The organism is Streptomyces sp. SLBN-118, from assembly GCF_006715635.1.
GTDB lineage: Bacteria > Actinomycetota > Actinomycetes > Streptomycetales > Streptomycetaceae > Streptomyces.
On sequence record NZ_VFNP01000002.1, the window covers coordinates 1,274,059 to 1,290,981 of the forward strand.

17 protein-coding genes are annotated in these 16,923 nt (G+C 71.7%); 4 read left to right on the forward strand and 13 right to left on the reverse strand.

Annotated features, from left to right (window positions below; all coding sequences use genetic code 11):
* The first annotated feature begins 5 nt into the window (after positions 1 to 5).
* Together FBY35_RS24405 and FBY35_RS24410 are read left to right on the forward strand one after the other, a co-directional pair.
* On the forward strand, positions 6 to 866 hold the full coding sequence (locus FBY35_RS24405) for a 3-hydroxybutyryl-CoA dehydrogenase (RefSeq protein ID WP_142216123.1): 861 nt from the start codon (positions 6 to 8) through the stop codon (positions 864 to 866).
* A gap of 132 nt (positions 867 to 998) precedes the next feature.
* Entirely contained in the window at positions 999 to 1,256 is a 258-nt protein-coding gene (locus tag FBY35_RS24410; RefSeq protein WP_142216124.1) for a hypothetical protein, read from the forward strand.
* A 45-nt stretch (positions 1,257 to 1,301) separates the two neighbouring features.
* On the opposite strand, the gene FBY35_RS24415 is transcribed toward FBY35_RS24410, so the two are convergent.
* The 10 genes from FBY35_RS24415 to infC all read right to left on the reverse strand — a co-directional run bounded on the left by FBY35_RS24415 (position 1,302) and on the right by infC (position 11,760).
* Complete coding sequence (locus FBY35_RS24415; RefSeq protein ID WP_142216125.1) at positions 1,302 to 1,832, reverse strand: NUDIX hydrolase; 531 nt, start codon at positions 1,830 to 1,832, stop codon at positions 1,302 to 1,304.
* A gap of 51 nt (positions 1,833 to 1,883) precedes the next feature.
* Positions 1,884 to 3,224: a transcriptional regulator gene (locus FBY35_RS24420; RefSeq protein ID WP_142216126.1), complete on the reverse strand. Its 1,341-nt coding sequence runs from the start codon at positions 3,222 to 3,224 to the stop codon at positions 1,884 to 1,886.
* A 295-nt stretch (positions 3,225 to 3,519) separates the two neighbouring features.
* Positions 3,520 to 3,795, reverse strand: a complete 276-nt coding sequence (locus tag FBY35_RS24425; protein WP_142216127.1) for a SpoIIE family protein phosphatase — start codon at positions 3,793 to 3,795, stop codon at positions 3,520 to 3,522.
* A 112-nt stretch (positions 3,796 to 3,907) separates the two neighbouring features.
* Positions 3,908 to 6,421, reverse strand: a complete 2,514-nt coding sequence (gene pheT / locus FBY35_RS24430; RefSeq protein WP_142216128.1) for a phenylalanine--tRNA ligase subunit beta — start codon at positions 6,419 to 6,421, stop codon at positions 3,908 to 3,910.
* On the reverse strand, positions 6,421 to 7,548 hold the full coding sequence (gene pheS / locus FBY35_RS24435) for a phenylalanine--tRNA ligase subunit alpha (RefSeq protein ID WP_142216129.1): 1,128 nt from the start codon (positions 7,546 to 7,548) through the stop codon (positions 6,421 to 6,423). The genes pheT and pheS overlap by 1 nt, the downstream gene beginning before the upstream one ends.
* A gap of 125 nt (positions 7,549 to 7,673) precedes the next feature.
* The gene (locus FBY35_RS24440; RefSeq protein ID WP_142216130.1) at positions 7,674 to 8,795 is read right to left on the reverse strand and encodes an ATP-binding protein; all 1,122 of its coding nucleotides are present in this window, start codon (positions 8,793 to 8,795) and stop codon (positions 7,674 to 7,676) included.
* A 98-nt stretch (positions 8,796 to 8,893) separates the two neighbouring features.
* On the reverse strand, positions 8,894 to 9,733 hold the full coding sequence (locus FBY35_RS24445; protein ID WP_142216131.1) for an RNA methyltransferase: 840 nt from the start codon (positions 9,731 to 9,733) through the stop codon (positions 8,894 to 8,896).
* Positions 9,734 to 10,280: 547 nt separating this feature from the next.
* Positions 10,281 to 10,673: a 50S ribosomal protein L20 gene (rplT, locus tag FBY35_RS24450; RefSeq protein WP_142216132.1), complete on the reverse strand. Its 393-nt coding sequence runs from the start codon at positions 10,671 to 10,673 to the stop codon at positions 10,281 to 10,283.
* Positions 10,674 to 10,774: 101 nt separating this feature from the next.
* Positions 10,775 to 10,969, reverse strand: a complete 195-nt coding sequence (rpmI, locus tag FBY35_RS24455) for a 50S ribosomal protein L35 (protein ID WP_142216133.1) — start codon at positions 10,967 to 10,969, stop codon at positions 10,775 to 10,777.
* A gap of 119 nt (positions 10,970 to 11,088) precedes the next feature.
* Positions 11,089 to 11,760, reverse strand: coding sequence for a translation initiation factor IF-3 (gene infC / locus FBY35_RS24460; RefSeq protein ID WP_142216134.1), 672 nt, complete (start codon positions 11,758 to 11,760; stop codon positions 11,089 to 11,091).
* A gap of 349 nt (positions 11,761 to 12,109) precedes the next feature.
* On the opposite strand from infC, the gene FBY35_RS24470 reads away from it, so the two are divergent.
* Entirely contained in the window at positions 12,110 to 12,472 is a 363-nt protein-coding gene (locus FBY35_RS24470; protein WP_142216135.1) for a DUF1844 domain-containing protein, read from the forward strand.
* A gap of 38 nt (positions 12,473 to 12,510) precedes the next feature.
* Here the strand turns inward: FBY35_RS24470 and FBY35_RS24475 are convergent, their stop codons facing one another.
* Positions 12,511 to 13,278 (reverse strand): SseB family protein, encoded by a 768-nt coding sequence (locus FBY35_RS24475; protein ID WP_142216136.1) that lies wholly within the window; start codon positions 13,276 to 13,278, stop codon positions 12,511 to 12,513.
* A 125-nt stretch (positions 13,279 to 13,403) separates the two neighbouring features.
* Here FBY35_RS24475 and FBY35_RS24480 point away from each other — a divergent pair, with 125 nt between their 5' ends.
* A complete protein-coding gene (locus FBY35_RS24480; RefSeq protein ID WP_399208783.1) occupies positions 13,404 to 14,102 on the forward strand; it encodes a serine hydrolase in 699 nt (232 codons plus the stop codon).
* Here the strand turns inward: FBY35_RS24480 and mycP are convergent.
* A complete protein-coding gene (gene mycP / locus FBY35_RS24485) occupies positions 14,089 to 15,255 on the reverse strand; it encodes a type VII secretion-associated serine protease mycosin (RefSeq protein ID WP_142216138.1) in 1,167 nt (388 codons plus the stop codon). The genes FBY35_RS24480 and mycP overlap by 14 nt on opposite strands.
* Positions 15,252 to 16,379: a hypothetical protein gene (locus tag FBY35_RS24490; protein ID WP_260848807.1), complete on the reverse strand. Its 1,128-nt coding sequence runs from the start codon at positions 16,377 to 16,379 to the stop codon at positions 15,252 to 15,254. The genes mycP and FBY35_RS24490 overlap by 4 nt, the downstream gene beginning before the upstream one ends.
* Positions 16,380 to 16,923 lie beyond the last annotated feature (544 nt).

Sequence of the window (16,923 nt, forward strand, 5' to 3'; positions counted from 1 at the left end):
ACTCAATGGCCGACATTGCACGCGTCGGAGTGGTGGGCTGCGGCCAGATGGGCGCGGGCATCGCGGAGGTGTGCGCCCGCAGCGGCCTGGAGGTGAAGGTCGCCGAGACCACGGGCGAGGCCCTGGAGATCGGTCGCACCCGCCTCTACAACTCCCTCTCGAAGGCCGCCGAACGCGGCAAGATCACCGAAGAGGAGCGCGACGCGACCCTGGAGCGCCTCAGCTTCACCACCGACCTCGGCGAGTTCGCCGACCGCGATCTCGTCATCGAGGCCGTCGTAGAGAACGAGCAGGTCAAGACCGAGATCTTCCAGGTGCTCGACCAGGTGGTGACCCGGCAGGACGCGATCCTCGCGTCCAACACCTCCTCCATCCCCCTGGTGAAGCTGGCCGTCGCGACCAGCCGCCCGGACCAGGTCATCGGCATCCACTTCTTCAACCCGGCCCCGGTCCAGAAGCTCGTCGAGCTGATCCCGGCGCTCACCACCTCCGAGGAGACGATCAAGCGCTCCGAGGCCGTGGTGCAGCAGATCCTCGACAAGCACCCGATCCGCGCCCAGGACCGCTCGGGCTTCGTGGTGAACGCCCTGCTCATCCCGTATCTGCTCTCCGCCATCCGGATGTTCGAGTCGGGCATCGCCAGCCGCGAGGACATCGACAACGGCATGGAGCTGGGCTGCGCCCACCCGATGGGTCCGCTCAAGCTCTCCGACCTGATCGGCCTGGACACCGTGGCCTCGGTCGCCGACTCGATGTACGCGGAGTTCAAGGAGCCGCTGTACGCCGCTCCCCCGCTGCTGCAGCGGATGGTGGACGCGGGGCGCCTCGGCCGCAAGACGGGCTCCGGATTCTATCAGTACTCCTGATTCACACGGAGTGTGCGGGGCGTGCCCGCATATGCCGTGCGCACACGCTCCCGCCCTCCTACCAGGGAGAGTTGACTCGGTTCCGCTCAGCCAAGGGCCCGCTGTACAACCTTCCGAAGAGGAGCTGAATCCGTGACCACCGACCCTGATCATTTAGTGGTCGTCGAGGAGTTCGCCGAGTTACGCCGCAGCCTCGACGTCGGCCTCGCCCGTATCGACGGGCATCTGGCACTGCTCGCACAGCGCAACGACCAGATCGACCGCGATCTCACCGATCTGGCCGCGCGCGTCGGGGCACTTGAGCACGCCAGGTGGCCGCTGCCCGCCGTGGCCGCGCTGACCGCGCTCGGAGCGCTGGCGGTGGCGGTCTGGCAAGCGCTCGGCCAGTAGGCAGCCGGGGCATGGCGCCTGGAGCCGGCGGTCCGGCCCGGACCGTCAGCCGAACCGCAGATGGTGGAGCATCAGCAGCCCGGCCGCCATATTGGCGGCCGGGACCTCACCGCGGGCGATCATGTCGGGGACCAGCTTGAGCGGTATCCACTCGCGGCGCGAGGACTCGAAGTCGTCCTCGGGGTGCCCGATGTACGTCGCGTCCTCGGACCAGTAGAGATGGTGCCGGGCGTCGGTGAGGCCGTTGGACGGCTCGACGGTCATGAGGTGCTGGAGGGGGCCCGGGCGCCAGCCCGTCTCCTCCTCCATCTCCCGGGCGGCCGCGGCCTCGATGTCCTCGCCGTCCTCGACGACCCCCGCGGCGAGCTCCCAGCCCCAGCTGTTGGTGATGAAGCGGTGCCGCCAGAGCATCAGCACCTCGTTGGCCCGGTTGACCGCGGTCGCGACGGCGACCGGGCGGAGCCGTATGAGGAAGTGGTCCAGGTGTCGGCCGTCGGGGAGTACGACGTCCGCCAGGTTGACCTTGAACCAGCGGTTTTCATACACAGTTTGTTCGCCTAAGTTCGTCCACTGCACTTTTCTGCCACCTTCCGACAAGTCGATGGCAATATCGCAGCAGGAGCTAGGTCAGAGGGGAACGCGGAGTGCCCCGTCGATGAGTTCGGCCGCCTCGTCCGCGTTGGTGCAGCCACTCGCCACAAGGTGCTCCCGCACCGCTCGCAGCCGGTCCCTCAGACGCTGGGACTCCATCCCCCTCGCCCGCTCCACCATCTCCGCGGCCGTGTTCGCCGCCCGGTCCACCTCGCCCTGGCGCAGCTCGATCTGGCTGAGCATGGCGAGCCGGTGGACCCGGCCGCGGTCGTGCGCGGGGGTTCCGACGGCAGCCGCGGCGTGCTCCCGCGCGGCGGGGAGATCACCGAGACTCAACAGGGCCTCCGCGACCTGGACGTTCACCAGGCCCGGCTGGACATAGCCCGTCTCGTCCGGCTCGTGCCCCGGTCGGATCCGTTCCGCCTCCAGCTCGGCCCGCCGGATGCACCGCAGTGCGCTGCTGCCGTCGCCGAGATGCGCGTACGCCTTGGCCTGCATCGCGTACAGATCGGCGGCCAGCGCCGGGGTGATCTGCTGTCCGGCCGCCCGCAGGGCCGCTTCCGCGAAGGCCACCGCCTGGCGGTGCTCGGCCATGAACAGCGACTGGTTGACCAGCAGCGCGATGACATAGGCACCAAGTCCCCTGTCCCCACTGGCCTTTGCAAGCCGCAGCGCCTGATGGAAATAGCGCTGGGCAAGACCGTGCGCGTCCGAGTCGTACGCGCAGATACCGGCGACCGCCACCAGACCGCCCGTTGCCCGGTGCAGTTGGCGGCCCAGCGCGTCGCTGTAGCCGCCCCGCAGCAGCGGCGCGGTCTCGGCGTTGAGAAAGCCGACAATGCGGGCGCGGGTCGCGATGCCGCCCGCCTTGCGGTACATCAGCTCGTAGTGTGCCCGTGCGGCCCGCAGCATCTTGATGTCGGCCATGCTGACGCAAGTCTGCCCGGAGCGCGAGACGTCAGAGTCCTCAGGCGGGTTCTCCCACTCCCATACGGGCATCACGGCGGGGGTGCCGGTGACGGCGGGCGCCTCGATGATGTGCGGCCGCTGCTGTTCGTCGCAGCGCCACAGTGCGGTGGCCCGCTCCACGAAGCCGCACAGCGGCGAGCCGGGCGGTGCGACCGGCTCGCCGGGTCCCCCGAGGCCGATGTCGCCGAGCGTTATGGCCCGGTGCAGCCGGCCGGCCAGGACCTCACAGATCAGGTCGGGCACCTGGCCGCGCGGACGCTGGCCCTTCAACCAGCGTGACACGGCCGTGTGTTCGTACCGCAACGACAGGCCTCGCGCCCTGCCCGCCTGGTTGACGCGGGCGGCGAGGCCCGCATTGGAGATACCCGCCTCGTCGAGCAGGGCGTCGAGCAGGGTGTTGGGCTGCATGGGGCAACTCCGGTGGCTCGGTGGCCTCAGCATAGTCAGGAGGGCTTCGCACGGGGTGTGAACAGAGTGCCCCGATCTGTGCCTCGCGTGCTCTGCCGCCGTACCGCGCACGCCGGTTGACTGAAATGCCTCTCACAGAGGCGGCCGGGCCGCCGGCTCCCCCTCGTACAGTGCGGCGGCCCTCGATCGCGTCGTCTGCCCTGCTGATCTGCCCGACACTCCGCGGCAGGGCGGGCGGCGCCGGCCGCACGGCAATCCCCTGGTTGCCGAAGCTGCACATGGCTGCAGGTGACGGCTATCGATTGGAGGGTTCGCGCCGGGTTCGGCGCAGTGTGGCGTCCCCGCACTGCGCCGGCACCCGGGAGCGGTCATTGCGCAGCGCCGGCAGCGCCGCATCGTCGGCGAGCCGCCCACGGGTGTGCCGCATCAACTGGGAGTGAACGGTGGACAGGACGGCGGCGGGGGAGACCGGCGAGCCGAGCTCCGCCTCGGCGAGCACGGCTTGAAGTGCGAAGAACTTCCCCGACGCATCACGGGCGTGGGCCGCCCCGTCCGTATGCAGGACATCGATCGGTCGCGCCCCGGGGGAATGTCGCCCGGCGTTCTCACCTCAATGAGTGAGGGGCTCACCCCGGTGGTCCGGGTGAGCCCCTCATCAGGCAGTACGGCGGATCACGCCGCGGTCAGGCCCCGCGCAGGACCGCCCCGGTGCGCTCGGCGGCCAGCGCCACGGCGGCGTCCCGGGCGGCCGAGGCCTCCTCGACCGTGAGCGTGCGGTCCGCGGCACGGAAGCGCAGCGCGTACGCCAGCGACTTCTTGCCCTCGCCGATCTGCTCACCGGTGAAGACGTCGAACAGCCGGATGGACTCGAGCAGTTCACCCGCGCCCTGAGTCAGCACCCGCTCGACCTCGGCAGCCGGCACCTTCTGGTCCACGACCAGCGCGACGTCCTGGGTCGCCACCGGGAAGGTGGAGATCCGCGGCGCCCGGAGGGCACCCTGGGACGACCGCTCCAGCAGGTCCAGGTTCAGCTCCATCGCGCAGCTGCGCGCGGGCAGATGCAGCGACTTGACCACGCGCGGGTGCAGCTCTCCGGCGTAGCCGACGGTCTGCTCCGCTCCGTCGGTCACCACGGCGAGCTCGGCGCAGCGGCCCGGGTGCCACGGTCCGTACTGGCCCTGGCGGACGATCAGTTCGGCCCCGGCCTCGCGGGCGACCGTGCGGGCCGACTCGACCGCGTCGGCCCAGTCGGCCGGGCGGCCCTTCCCCCACCAGCCGGCCTGCTCGCGCGCACCGGCGAGAACGACCGCGACATGGCGCGGCTGCACGGGCAGCACTCCGCTGAGACCGGCGATCTCCTCGTCGGTCGGACGGCGGTGGACCGGCAGCCGGACCGCGATGCCCTCCTTCTCGGGAGCCCGGAAGACCAGGCCGGTCTCGAAGAGCGCCAGGTCGTGGCTGCCGCGGCCGTCGTTGCGGCGCAGCGCGCCGAGCAGCCCGGGCAGCAGCGTCGTGCGCAGCGCGGGCTCCTCGTCGGAGAGCGGGTTGACCAGCTTGACGAGCCTTCGGCTCTCGTCGTCCGCCGGGATGTCGAGCTGGTCGAGGACCTGCTCGCCGATGAACGGGTAGTTCAGCGCCTCGACATAGCCGGCACCGGCCAGCGCGCGGCCGACGCGGCGGTACAGCCGCTGCCGTTCGGTGAGCCCGCGGCCCGAGGGGGGCTTGGGCAGCGTCGAGGGGAGGTTCTCGTACCCCTCGAGACGGATGACTTCCTCGGCCAGGTCGTTCGGCTCGGCGAGGTCGGGGCGCCAGGACGGGACGGTGACGACCAGTTCGTCCTGTCCGTAGACGTCGCAGCCGACCTCCTGGAGGCGGCGTACGACGGTCTCGCGGCCGTAGTGGACACCCGCGACCCGGTCGGGGTGGCTCGCCGGCATGGTGATCGTGCGGGGCGCGGACGGGGCGACGACCTCGGTGACCCCGGCCTCGGCGGTGCCGCCCGCGAGCAGCACCAGCAGGTCGACGGTCCGCTGGGCCGCGGCGGCCGCGGCCTGCGGGTCGACGCCGCGCTCGAAGCGCTTGGACGCCTCGGAGGCCAGCTTGTGGCGGCGCGCGGTACGGGCGATGGAGATCGCGTCGAAGTGCGCGGCCTCGATGACGACGCCGGTGGTGGCACCGGCTTCGTCGTCGTGGTCGGCGATCTCGGTGTTGGCGCCGCCCATGACGCCCGCGAGACCGATCGGCCCGCGGTTGTCGGTGATCACCAGGTCCTCGGCGTCCAGCACGCGCTGGACGCCGTCGAGGGTGGTCAGCTTCTCGCCGGACTCGGCGCGGCGCACCCCGATCGGCCCGTCGAGACGGGAGCGGTCGTAGGCGTGCAGCGGCTGCCCGAGCTCGAGCATCACGTAGTTGGTGACATCGACGGCGAGCGAGATCGGGCGCATCCCGGCCTTCTGCAGCCTGCGCTGCAGCCAGATCGGGGAGCGGGCCTCGGGGTCCAGTCCGACGACGGTGCGCGCGGTGAAACGGTCGCAGCCGATCGGCTCGGCGACCTTCACCACATAGCCGTACGAGTTCGGGGCGGGGACGTCGAGGAGCGCCGGGTCGCGCAGCGGCAGGCCGTAGGCGATGGCGGTCTCGCGGGCGACACCCCGCATCGAGAGGCAGTACCCGCGGTCGGGTGTGACCGCGATGTCGAGGACCTCGTCGACCAGCTCGAGCAGTTCGATGGCGTCGGTGCCGACCTCGTGCTGCGGCGGCAGCACAATGATGCCGCCGCTGCCGTCGTCGCCCATGCCGAGCTCGTCGCCGGAGCAGATCATGCCGTGCGAGGTCTTGCCGTACGTCTTGCGTGCGGCGATCGCGAAGTCGCCGGGCAGCACCGCGCCCGGCAGGACCACGACGACCTTGTCTCCGACGGAGAAGTTGCGCGCGCCGCAGACGATCTCCTGCGGCTCCCCGGTGCCGTTGGCCTGGCCGACGTCGACGGTGCAGAAGCGGATGGGCTTCTTGAACTCCGTCAGCTCCTCGATGGTGAGGACCTTGCCGACGACGAGGGGGCCCTTGAGCCCGGCGCCGAGCTGCTCGACGGTCTCGACCTCCAGGCCGGCGGCAACGAGCTTGGCCTGGACGTCACGGCCGGTCTCCGTCGCCGGCAGGTCGACGTACTCCCGCAGCCAAGAAAGCGGGACCCGCATCAGATCTCCATCCCGAACGGCCGGGTGAACCGGACGTCACCCTCGACCATGTCTCGCATGTCTTCGACGTTGTGGCGGAACATCAGCATCCGTTCGATGCCGAACCCGAAGGCGAATCCGCTGTATTTCTGGGGGTCGACGCCGCAGGCGATGAGCACCTTCGGGTTGACCATGCCGCAGCCGCCGAGCTCGATCCAGCCCTCGCTGCCGCAGGTGCGGCACGGCCGGTCCGGATTGCCGACGGACTCGCCGCGGCACACGTAGCAGACCATGTCCATCTCGGCGGACGGCTCGGTGAAGGGGAAGAAGTTCGGGCGCAGCCGCGTCTTCATGTCCCGGCCGAAGAGCGCCTGGACCATGTGGTCCAGGGTGCCCTTGAGGTCGGCCATGGTCAGGCCCTCGTCGACGGCCAGCAGCTCGATCTGGTGGAAGACCGGAGTGTGCGTCGCGTCCAGCTCGTCGGTGCGGTACACGCGGCCCGGTACGACCACGTAGACCGGCGGCTCGCGGTCGAGCAGCGTTCGGGCCTGCACCGGCGAGGTGTGCGTACGCAGCACGATGCCGGACTCGTCGTCGACGGTGCCCTTGGGACCCTGGACGAAGAAGGTGTCCTGCATCTGCCGGGCCGGGTGGTCGGGCACGAAGTTCAGGGCGTCGAAGTTGAACCACTCCGCCTCGACCTCGGGGCCCTCGGCGACCTCGTACCCCATGGATACGAAGATGTCCTCGAGCCGCTCCATGAGCGTGGTCAGCGGGTGGCGGGCGCCGGCCGGAACGCGGTCGTGGGGCAGCGTGACGTCGACCGCCTCCTCGACGAGCACCCGGGCGTCGCGCTCGGCTTCCAGCTCGGCCTGGCGGGCGGCCAGCGCCTTGCTCACGGCGCCTCGGGCCTGGCCCACGCGCTTGCCGGCCTCGGCCTTGGCCTGGGGCGGCAGCGCGCCGATCTCCCGGTTGGCGAGCGCGAGCGGCGAGGCACCGCCGGTGTGCGCGACCTTCGCGTGGGCGAGCTCTTCGAGGTCGCCCGCTGCGGCGAAGGCGGCGAGCGCCTCGTCCCGCATGCGCTCGATCTCTTCCGGTTTCAGTGCCTCGACCTCAACAGGGTCGTACGACTTATTGGGTGCGGACATCTCTTCCCGTACTTCCGATGGGCTGGCTGGGGCCCCCGCTCGTCGACCTGGGACTGACCGAGGACGCAAAGGTGCCAAAGGCCGAGTCTAACGGGGTGTGGACCGGCGAATGAGCCCGCGGGCGGCTAGGCCAGGTAGGCCGGGGCGCCGACGGGCAGAATAAATCGGAACTCGGCGCCGCCGCCGGGTCCGCGGCCGACGGTGATCGTCCCGCCGTGCGCCTCGACGATGCCCTTGACGATGTAGAGGCCCAGGCCCGTGCCGCCGCGCTTGCTCCCCCGCCAGAAGCGGGTGAAGACGCGGCCCATCGACTCCTCGGGGATGCCGGGGCCTTCGTCGCTCACGGTGACGGCCGTACCCTTCTCGTCGTCCTTCGCCGCTGCCGGCGCCACCTCGATGGTGACCGTTCCGGCGCCGTGGCGCACCGCATTTTCCAGCAGATTGCCGAGCACCTGGTCGATCTTGTCGGGGTCGGCCCACAGATCGGGCAGCCTGCGCTGGATGCGGACGAAGAAGCGGTCCGGGGACTGACCGCTGGCTATGTGTGCCTGGATGTGGCGTCCGACGGCGGCCGCTATGTCGATGGGCTGGCGGCGTACTTCGAGCCGGCCGGAGTCGATCCGGGAGATGTCGAGCAGTTCGGCGATGAGCCGGGTGACGCGGTTGGCGTCGGCGTCGACGGTCTCCAGCATCAGCCGCTTCTGGTCGTCGGTGAAGCGTTCCCACTTGGCCAGGAGCGTCGCCGTGAACCCCTTGACCGAGGTGAGCGGCGAACGCAGCTCATGGGCGACGGTGGCGATCAGCTCGGCGTGGCTGCGTTCGGTGCGGCGTCTGGCCTCGGTGCCGCGCAGGCTGATGACCAGGCGGCGTATCGGCCCGGTGGGGCGCTCGCGCACATAGCGCGCGGAGACGAGGACTTCGCGGCCGCCGGGCAGCAGCAGATTGCGCTCGGGCTGGCCGACGCGGGTGGCCAGCCCGCCGTACGGATCGGTCAGCGTCCACCAGCGGCGGCCCTTGAGGTCCTCCAGCGGCAGGGCGTTCTCCAGCGGGTGTCCGAGCGCATCGGCCTTGGCGACGGCGGTGATCCTGACAGCCGCGTCGTTGAAGCAGATCACCCGGCCCCGCTCGTCGGCGACGACCAGGCCGTCGGGAAGGTCGTCGGGGTCGATGGCGAACGCCTCGGAGCCGCCGGAATGGCACAGCAATGCCCCGTGTGTGTCCGCGGGCCTGCTCGTCCCGACAGCCATCCCCGTACCCCACCTCTCCGCCGGCGCAGTGGGCCCCCGAGCCCGTCACCCTACTAGCTGGAAGTGACGGAGCGGACCCCCTGAGCGAGTACCCGAGCTCAGCGAGCACTGCCTGCGCGCTGGGCGCGCGCCGAGGCATAGAGGCATACGGCTGCGGCGGTCGCGAGGTTCAGACTTTCGGCTTTTCCGTGGATGGGGACGCGTACGACGGCGTCGGCGAGCGCGCGGGTCTCCTCGGGCAGTCCCCAGGCCTCATTGCCGAAGATCCATGCGGTGGGTCCGCCCATGGTGCCCGCGTCCAGTTCGTCGTCGAGGTCGTCCTCGCCCGCGCCGTCGGCGGCCAGTACGCGCACTCCGGCCTCGCGCAGTCCCTGCACCGCCTGCTCGACGGGGACGCCGATCGCGACGGGCAGGTGGAAGTGCGAACCGACCGAAGCGCGTACGGACTTGGGGTTGTACAGGTCCACGGAGGCATCGGTGAGGACGACGGCATCGGCGCCCGCGGCGTCCGCGCAGCGCAGCACGGTGCCCGCGTTGCCGGGGTCGCGGACGTGAGCGAGCACGGCGACGAGCTTCGGCCGGGCCGCGAGGATGTCCTCGAAGGGCGAGTCGAGAAAACGGCACACGCCGACGAGGCCCTGCGGGGTGACGGTCTGCGAGACCTCGGCGAGCACCGCGTCCGAGGCGTGGTGCACCCGGGCTCCGGCGGCCCGGGCGGCATCCACGATGTTCGCGTACCGCTCGGCGGCCTCGACCGTGGTGAACAGCTCCACCAGGGTGGCCTCACCGCCGCGCCCGCGGTGCGCGACGGCCTCGCGCACGGCCTGGGGCCCCTCGGCGATGAACAGGCGCTCCTTGCTCCGGAAGGCACGCTTGGCCAGCCGCCGCGCGGCGGTGACGCGCGGGGATCGCGGGGAGATCAGCTCGGGAGTAGGCATGTGGCCGGCGGCTCTCTGACTCGGGTCCGGGGTGTCCCGGACGCGCCTGCGGGGTGGTGGGTGGCGGGCACCGACACGCCGGGAGTTGACCCCGACGCACCGCGGCGGCGGGCGGTCCGCGCCGAGCGTGCCCGGGTGGACCCGCCGAGTACCGGGCGTCCGGAGGCCTGCTGAAACGCCCCGCCCGGGGCGGGGCGCTGTGGACGCACCCGTCGGGACAGGCCCTCCCGTACGGGCCACGTACTGGTCCGAGCCCGTGCCGGGCAGTCCGCAGGCCGTCCGGCACCTCGCCCCTTCGCCGGAGGTGGACCGGCCCGAACGCGTCCGCCGAGGCGGGCAGTCCCGGGTTACGCGAAGCCCGAGGCAGGTATCGAACGACCCGCAGGCCGACCGGTGCGCGGGAACGCCACCGCCGGGGCGGGCAGCGCCGTACGGGCCACGCGCGGGTCCCGCGTCCGTACCGGGGCGGGTACGGCCCGAAACGAGGCCAAACACACCGGACCCGCAGGCCGAAGGGCCTGCGGGTCCGGTCGGCTCGGCGCGGCCGTCAGGCCGCCGACGCGGCCTTCGGCGCGTTGACGTCACTCGGAAGCGCCTTCTGCGCAACCTCGACCAGCGCGGCGAACGCGTTGGCGTCGTTGACCGCGAGCTCGGCCAGGATCTTGCGGTCCACCTCGACGTTGGCGGCCTTCAGACCCTGGATGAGGCGGTTGTACGTCATGCCGTTCTGGCGGGCAGCGGCGTTGATGCGCTGGATCCACAGCTGACGGAAGTCGCCCTTGCGCTTCTTGCGGTCGTTGTAGTTGTAGACCAGGGAGTGGGTGACCTGCTCCTTGGCCTTGCGGTACAGGCGCGAACGCTGACCGCGGTAACCGCTGGCCTGCTCGAGAATTGCCCGGCGCTTCTTGTGGGCGTTGACTGCCCGCTTGACGCGTGCCACTTGTTAACTCCTTGTAGCGGGGCCGTGGTTGGACTCACACGGCCCGAAAACGAATTGGTCCCGGTCTCGGCGCGTGTCCCCGGTCACCGGGGACACGGACGTCACTTGCCGAGAAGCTTCTTGATGGTCTTCGAGTCACCCGGGGCCATCTCGGCGTTGCCGGTGAGGCGACGCGTCAGCTTGGACGACTTGTGCTCGAGCAGGTGGCGCTTGCCGGCGCGCTCACGGAGCACCTTGCCGGAGCCGGTGATCTTGAAGCGCTTCTTGGCACCGCTGTGCGTCTTGTTCTTCGGCATCGCGCCGTATCTCCTCGTCAGTGGCGCTCCCCCGGTGCGGGCACCGGACAACAGGAGCGTCAGATCTTGGTTTGTGGTTCCGGGCGGGACCCGGGGCGCCTGGATGGCCGCCCCTCAGGTCACGCCTCGGAAGTCTCGGCGGGTGCTTCGGCCGGAGCCTGGGCAGCCTCGTCCGAGGTCTCCTCGTTCGCGTAGCCCTGGCGCTCCGCCTTGCGGGCGGCCTGAGCCTCACGTGCCTCGGCCATGGCCTCGGTCTTCTTCTTGTGCGGGCCAAGAACCATGATCATGTTCCGGCCGTCCTGCTTGGGGTTCGACTCGATGAATCCGAGGTCTTCGACGTCGGAAGCGAGACGCTGCAGCAGGCGGAAGCCAAGCTCGGGGCGGGACTGCTCACGACCACGGAACATGATCGTGATCTTGACCTTGTCGCCCTGCTTGAGGAACCGGACGACGTGACCCTTCTTGGTGTCGTAGTCGTGCGGGTCGATCTTCGGCCGGAGCTTCATCTCCTTGATGACCGTGTGCGCCTGGTTCTTGCGCGCCTCACGGGCCTTCATGGCCGACTCGTACTTGAACTTCCCGTAGTCCATGAGCTTGCACACGGGCGGGCGGGCGTTCGCCGCCACCTCGACGAGGTCGAGGTCGTACTCCTGAGCAAGCTCAAGGGCCTTGGCAAGCGGAACAATCCCGACCTGCTCGCCGCTGGGACCGACAAGTCGCACTTCGGGAACGCGAATCCGGTCGTTGATGCGGGGCTCGGCGCTGATGGATCCTCCTCGGTAGCACCACACGGCTGGCTGGCAGGCAGCCGCGTAACGTCTGTTTCGTCAGACCAACCGCACCGGAACGTCAAAAATGCCCCGGACGGGACACAGGCGGGAGCTCCTGGAATACCGGAACACCGCCGCGTGCTACCGCGGGGCTTATCGGGTGGCTCCATCGTCCGTACGGAACGATGGGCGCCGCCTGACCGGTGACCCGCCGCCCGGAGGACGGCCAGGTGGGAGATCGGAGCCTCCACTTGTGGGCCGGGCACACACGTGTCCGGCCGGTCGTTACACAAGGTTAGCAGCTCTGGCCGGAACGGGCTAACCGGTGGCCGGGACCGGCCGCCGGGCGGCGGGGCATATCGTGTGGGGCATGAGCGACGCGACCACACCCAATGAGTCCCCCGGCTTCGACGACATGACCCGCGACATCGCCGAGGTCCCCGCCGTCGAGGTCATCGTCACGGTCGCGGTGAATCTGATGAGCGCGGCAGCCGTGAAGCTCGGCCTGACCGAGGACGGCGCCGATCACAAGGACCTGGACGAGGCCCGCAAACTGGTTCATGCGCTGGCCGGCCTGATGGACGCCAGTGCCACGGAGATCAGCTCCTTCCACGCGGCGCCCCTGCGGGACGGGCTCAAGTCGCTGCAACTGGCCTTCCGCGAGGCCTCGCTGGTCGCGGACGAGCCGGGTCAGGGGCCGGGCGAGAAGTACACGGGCCCGGTCTACGGCTAGGGCCCAGCCCGCCGGTGCCCCGGCGGGTCCCGCCGGGGCTACGCCAACCGCTCTTCACGTACGAACAAGGGCTCGCCCGGAAGCGTCGCCCCGGCCGGCAGCAGTGCCAGGTCGAGGCCCCGCACCAGGCGGGCCCTCAGTACGTTGTCGGCCGCCAGTGCCTCGGCGACGCGGCGGGCCGACCGGGCCGGGTCGGCATCCCCTGTGAGAACCAGGGCGAGGGTGCCGTCCGCGCCGCCCGGGCCCAGGTGGGCACGGAGCACCGCGGGCTCGGCCGCCACCGCGTCCCGTACGGCCGTCGTCACGGCCGGGTCCTGGAGCGGGTCGGTGCTGATGCGCCCCTCCGCGAGGGCGAGCAGCGCACCGCCGGTCAGCTGGTAGGTGACGGGCCCGGCCAGGTCGAGTACGAGCGTGTCGGCCTTCTCGTGCGCAGCCGCCTGGAGCGCCTGATGCAGCGGCACGGCAACGGGCCGCGCCTCGGGGTCCCAGCGGGCGAGCGAGGCGATCGAGGTGAAGGCGGGGAGCGCGCGGCGGTCGCCCGCCGTCAGGGTGGGCACTGCCATGTCACTGGTCTTCTCGCGGCGCAGACCTCCCCCTGGCTTCGTCGGGGGGACCCCCACGCCCTCCTCGGCCTCGCCGAGGAGGGCGACGACGGGGACGAGCAGCCGGGCCGCCTTGAGGGCTTCGAGCACCGGTCCCTCGGCCGTGCGGTCTGCGGACCACGCGGCGAGGGCCGCAGCCAACCGGGGGTCGGCGGTGCCGTCGTCGTCGGAGAAACCGGAGTCAGGGATGTTCTTGAGCGCCACGCGACGAGCGTAGCCCGCCCCCGCTCCGGGGTTTTCCCCGCGCCCGTGGATCCGGCGCCCCGCGCCGTATCGTCGGCCTCACCGTCCGAGTTCCCGTCGGGGACTCCCGAGCAGCGGAGGTCGCCGTGGGTATCGATACGGTGCTCGCCGCCGCGGTCGAGCCGGTCGTCGCCCGGTCCGGCGTGTCGTTGTCGGTCGGGGTGCTCGACTCGGGGAGCGGGCAGCGCGGGGTGTACGGCGGGGCCGCGCACGCCACCGCGAGCATCGTCAAGGTCGACATCATGGCGGCTCTGCTGCTGGCGACGCAGGATGCGGGTCGTTCGCTCACGGCCCAGGAGAAGACGCAGGCAACCGCCATGATCCGGCTCAGCGACAACGCGGCGGCCACGGCGCTGTGGCAGACGATCGGCGGGGCGAGGGGGCTCGACGCGGCCAATGAGCGGCTCGGACTCGGCGAGACGGCGGGGAGGGCCGCCTGGGGGCTGACACAGACCACGGCCCGCGATCAACTCACCCTGCTTCAGGCCGTGTTCGGTAGAGACTCGGTGCTGAGCGAGGCATCCCGTCCGTATCTGCGGGCGCTGATGGAGCAGGTCTCGCCGGACCAGGCCTGGGGGGTGTCGGCGGCCGGGAGCGACTGGGCACTCAAGAACGGCTGGATGCCGCGGACCACCACCGGGCTGTGGGCCGTCAACAGCATCGGCCGGGTCCGGGTGGACGGCCGTGCCTGCCTGGTGGCGGTCCTGTCGGGCGGGCACGCGACGAAGGAGGCGGGCATCGCGCTCGTCGAGGCGGCGGCGCGGAGAGCGGTCAGTTCCCTCTGACCGGGCCGCCGCGCCAGAGGACGGCCGCGCCCAGCAGCACCAACACGCCCATGCCGCCCGCGAGCGGGGCGAGCCAGCCGGCCGGTTCCGAGTCCTTGTCGGCGCGGGCGGGACCCGGGCCGAAGTACTGCTTGCCGTAACCGGCCGATGCCGCCTTCAGGTCCGCGGGGTGCAGCTTCGCGCCCGCCTTGATCGCGGCGGCCGGGTCGACGCTGCCGTAGCCCTTGGAGTCGTCGCGTCCCGCCTTGGGACCGTTGCGGGCGGTGTCAGCGAGGAGCTTTTTGATCTGGGCCGGGGTGAGACCGGGATGGGCCGAGCGCACCAGGGCGACCGCGCCGGAGACGAAGGCGGACGCGGCGCTGGTGCCCCAGCCCTGGTAGTAGTTCCGGTCGGGGTCGGCGATGACGATGTCGACACCGGGGGCGCTGACGGTGGCGTACCAGCGGCGGGTGGAGAAGGCGGCATGCGTGCCGAAGCGGTCGACGGCCGTCACGGCGATCACTCCGGGGTAGGCGGCGGGGTAGGAGATGTGGTCGCCCTTCTCACCGCCGTTGCCGGCGGAGGCGACAACGACGCAGCCCTTGGCGAGCGCGTACTGAACGGCGGCGTCCTCACCGGCCTCCGGGTGCGCGGACTCGCTGTCGTCGCCGAGCGAGAGGTTGATGACGTCCGCGCCGTGATCGGCTGCCCAGCGGATGCCCTGGGCGAGGGCGGTGCCGCGGGTTTTGCGGGCCTTCTCGCGGGCCTTGTCGGTGCCTTCGAGGATGACGCGGACGGGGAGGATCTTGGCTTCCGGGGCAATGCCGATGACGCCGTCCTCGTCGCCGGGACCGTGGCCGTGGGCGGCGATGATGCCCGCCATCGCGGTGCCGTGGCGGGCCCAGGCGCGCTCTCCCTGCCCGGCGCCGAAGCCGATGAAGTCCTTGCCGGGCAGGACCGAGCCCGACAGGTCCGGGTGGCTGTCGTCGACACCCGTGTCGAGGACCGCGACGGTGATGCCCTTGCCCTTGGTGGTGTCCCAGGCCCGGTCGGTGTGCAGGGCGTCGAGGCCCCACTGCTGGTCCCGGATTCCGTCCGCGTGCGCGGGCGTCGCCGGGAGCAGTGCGAGGACGGCGGCGGCGAGGGGCGCGGCGATGCGGCGGCGGGGGTTCATTCGGGCTTCTCCGTGGCCGTGCGGACGGACTTGCGCAGACCGCCCTCGATCCGGTCCGCGATGCCCAGCGCCTCATGGCCGAGGCCCGCCTGCGCGGGCGCGGACGTCGCGCCGTCCGCCTTGGCCTCGGCGGCGGGCTGCGGGTCGGTGACGGTGCGTCCGTCGGCGAAGCCGGACACGGCGTAGACGACGACGGGCATCTCGGTCAGAACGGTGAGGGACCAGCTCGCGCGCTGCCGGTCGCCGAAGCCCGCGGCGACGGTGCCCTTGGCAGGGAGGGTGCGGGGCATCAGATCGGGGCGCTCGTCGAGACCCTGCGTGGTGAAACGGGAGTTCAGTGTGCCCATCGCTTCCGCGTCGGCCTCGGTGAAGATCATCCCGACTGTGGTGACACTGCTCGCCGTGGCATCGGTGTAGGTGGCGCGCAGTACCCGGACGCAACCGACCGGCTGAAGCGTCTTGAGCAGCAGCGGATCGAGTGCGGGCGCGCAGGGGCCGTCCGGCGCGACGGCGATCCGCGTCCAGATGCGGTCCGCGCCGCCGGGTCCTGCGCCCTCGCCCCTGAGGGTGCGGGGGAAGAGAGTGTCCACCGGGACGCTGTGCCACAGCGTCCGGGTTTCTGTGTATCCGGTGCGGGCGGTGGGGTCGGCACTCGAGTCGCCGGTCAGCCAACTGCCGGTGGCGGCGCCGCCGATCAGCCCGAGGCCGAGCACGACACAGGCGAGGGCGCCCAGAGTCCGCGCGGGGCGCCGGGTCCGTACGGGGCGGAGCCGGGTGGTCATCTCGGCCGGGGTCTCCGGCGGCACCCAGGAGTAGGCGGCGGGTCCCGGGTGCGGGGGGCGTGTGCCGGGTGCGGGAGGCGTGAGGTCGACGGAGCCGACGGGCCTGCGGCCTGCGGGGGCGACGGCGGGCCGGGGCGGGGCCTCGGGTGGCAGGGGCGCGGCGATGGGCCGCAGCCTTGTGGTGGTCTCGGCGGGTGCGACGGGCGGCTCCGCGCCGGTGTCCGGGCGCGCGGGCGGTACGTGGGGGCGGGGCGGTATGCCGGCCGGCGGCTGGGGCGCGTGGGCGCCCGGGCTCGGCTCGGGACGCGTGGGTATCGCAGCCCGCGGTCGGTGTGCGGGCACGCCCGGCGACGGCGTGGCGACGGGTCCGGACCGGGGCGCACGCGGCGGCGCCTCGGAGCGCCCGGCGGCGGGCGGGCGGGCTCCGGTGGGGGGCGCGCTCGGCGAGGCGTCGGGCCCGACCGGGCGTCGGGAACCGTCGCCGTCGGGGCTACCGGCAGCGGGCGGCGTCGAAGACTCAGTCCGACGAGCCGCAGGCGCCGTCGAGGAAGCGGGGCGACCAGGCGCAGGCGAGGACGCGGGGCGACGCGGTCCATCGGCGGGCCCCGTAACCCCGTCGGCGTCGGGGCGGCGAACGGCGGGCACCGCTGCGGAGACAGGGCGACCCGCCGCAGGTGCCTGCGAAGGCGGGCGTCCGGCCGTGGACCCCAGCGCGGACGCGGGGCGACCCGCCCCGGGCGGCGTCGCAGCCCCGGCGCGGTCGTCATCGCTCGGGTCGGGGGGCAGGAGCTTGGCGATACCCGAGACACGGGGCTCCCTCGGGGCCGTATCCGGCGGGACCAGCGCATCCGTGATGCGGGACGCTCCGGGCGCCGTCTCCCCGTCG